2 protein-coding genes and 1 pseudogene are annotated in these 1,722 nt (G+C 67.7%); 2 read left to right on the forward strand and 1 reads right to left on the reverse strand.

Annotation, left to right across the window (positions count from 1 at the left end):
- Positions 1-310, forward strand: a pseudogene (locus tag FMEAI12_RS33540) (transposase); the annotation flags it as partial.
- 156 nt (positions 311-466) lie between these two features.
- Here FMEAI12_RS33540 and FMEAI12_RS33545 read toward each other — a convergent pair.
- Positions 467-1,033, reverse strand: a complete 567-nt coding sequence (locus FMEAI12_RS33545) for a YceI family protein (protein WP_112109130.1) — start codon at positions 1,031-1,033, stop codon at positions 467-469.
- Positions 1,034-1,221: 188 nt separating this feature from the next.
- Here FMEAI12_RS33545 and FMEAI12_RS33550 point away from each other — a divergent pair, with 188 nt between their 5' ends.
- Complete coding sequence (locus tag FMEAI12_RS33550) at positions 1,222-1,566, forward strand: helix-turn-helix domain-containing protein (protein WP_235014994.1); 345 nt, start codon at positions 1,222-1,224, stop codon at positions 1,564-1,566.
- The last annotated feature ends 156 nt before the right edge of the window (positions 1,567-1,722 follow it).

Genomic DNA, 1,722 nt, shown 5'->3' on the forward strand with positions numbered 1-1,722 from the left:
AACGAGGATCAGATACAGCAGGCGCACGGACACAACTGACCATCACGAGCTGATCGGCGGCCACCTGGACGAGGACGCCGGCCCGGACCAGGTGGTGGTCGGGATCGAGACCGACCGGGGCCCGTGGGTCTCCGCGCTGGTCGCGGCCGGCTATCAGGTGATCGCGGTCAACCCGTTGCAGGCGGCCCGTTACCGGGAGCGGTACTCGACGTCCGGGGCGAAGAGCGACGCCGGTGACGCGCACGCGCTGGCGGACATGGTCCGCACCGACCGCCAAAGCACCGACCCCGGAGCTGGCGCGGCGGCTGACCGTCGCACAGCTCTCCGCCGCTCTCAAGCGGGCCCGCCGCCGTGACATCGCCGAGAAGTCACGGACCAGGCCGGTCAGCTCCCGGTCCGCCCGGCGAGTATAGGAGACGCACGCTCGACGTCTGACTCCACCAGCCCAGTCCCGGCAGGGGCGAGCTCACGCGGTCGAAGCCTCCAGGACCGCCTCGATCTCGAGCGAAATCGAGATCTTGTCGCCGATGACGACGCCGCCGCCGTCGATCGGCATGTTGAACTCGATCCCGAAGTCCTTGCGGCTGATCTCGGCCGTCGCGGAGAAGCCGGCGCGAGTGCCACCGAACGCGTCCGGCCCGGCACCGTTGAACTCGAGTGCCAGCGGGACAGGCTTCGTGATCCCCTTGAGCGAGAGTTCACCGTCGACGACGAAGCCGTCGCCGGCCAGCCGGATGCCCGTCGAGGCGTAGGTCATGGTCGGGTGCTTGTCGACCTCGAAGAAGTCCGCCGAGCGGACGTGCTCGTCGCGCTGGGCATTGTTCGTGTCGATCGACGTCAGATCGATCTCGGCCCTGACCTCGGAGGCGAGCGGGTCCTCGCCAGTGACGACGGTCCCGGTGAACGTGCCGAAGCGACCCCTGACCTTGCTGATCATCATGTGGCGGACGGTGAAGGAGACGTCGGAGTGCACCGGGTCGATGGCCCACGTGCCGGCGATGTAGCCGGGGATCTGGACGGCGGGTGCAGTCATGGGAGAGGCTCCTCGTAGCTTGGTTACCGATAGTGCGGTCAGTACCTGGCCGGAACTGAGACCATCCTCGGGACCCGACAGCGGCGTGCCAAGACGGCACTTTGAGATGCGTCAGTTACCTGGAGGGAACCGTGGAAGCCGAAGGCTCGCTCCAGCAGGCCGTCTTGCCGGCGCCGATTGGCTGCCGGGTGCGTGAAGTACTCGACCGGGTCGGCGACAAGTGGTCGGTGTACGTCATCTGCCAGCTCGGCGAGAGCCCACGGCGGTTCACCCAGCTCCGCAAGGAGGTCGACGGCATCAGCCAGCGGATGCTGACAGTGACCCTGCGCGGCCTCGAACGAGACGGGTTGATCCACCGGCAGGTGTTCCCCGTGGTCCCGCCCCGGGTGGAGTACTCGCTGACCCCGCTCGGCCGAACGCTGCTGTGCACGGTCGCACCCGTCCTGGATTGGGCGGCCAAGCACCTCCAGGACATCGACGCCGCACGAACGGACTACGACCGCGGGCAGCTCAACGCCCACCTCGACGCCTAACCCGTCCCGTCCCGGGTCCGTCCCCGCGATGAAGATGAAGAGGACCTGCGGGGTGCCAGAAGTCGGCCTGGGCCCGTGAGCTGGGCTGATGCGACGGTGCGGCAGCCGGCATGATGGTCAACTATGTCCATCCGCCTGCTGTACCTGATCCTCGTG

This window comes from Parafrankia sp. Ea1.12 (genome assembly GCF_900465275.1).
Classification (GTDB): Bacteria; Actinomycetota; Actinomycetes; order Frankiales; family Frankiaceae; genus Parafrankia; species Parafrankia soli.

Bases quoted from the DNA above. Each gene is read 5' to 3' on its own strand.
- FMEAI12_RS33545 (WP_112109130.1), bottom strand. From the start codon at position 1,033: ATGACTGCACCCGCCGTCCAGATCCCCGGCTACATCGCCGGCACGTGG.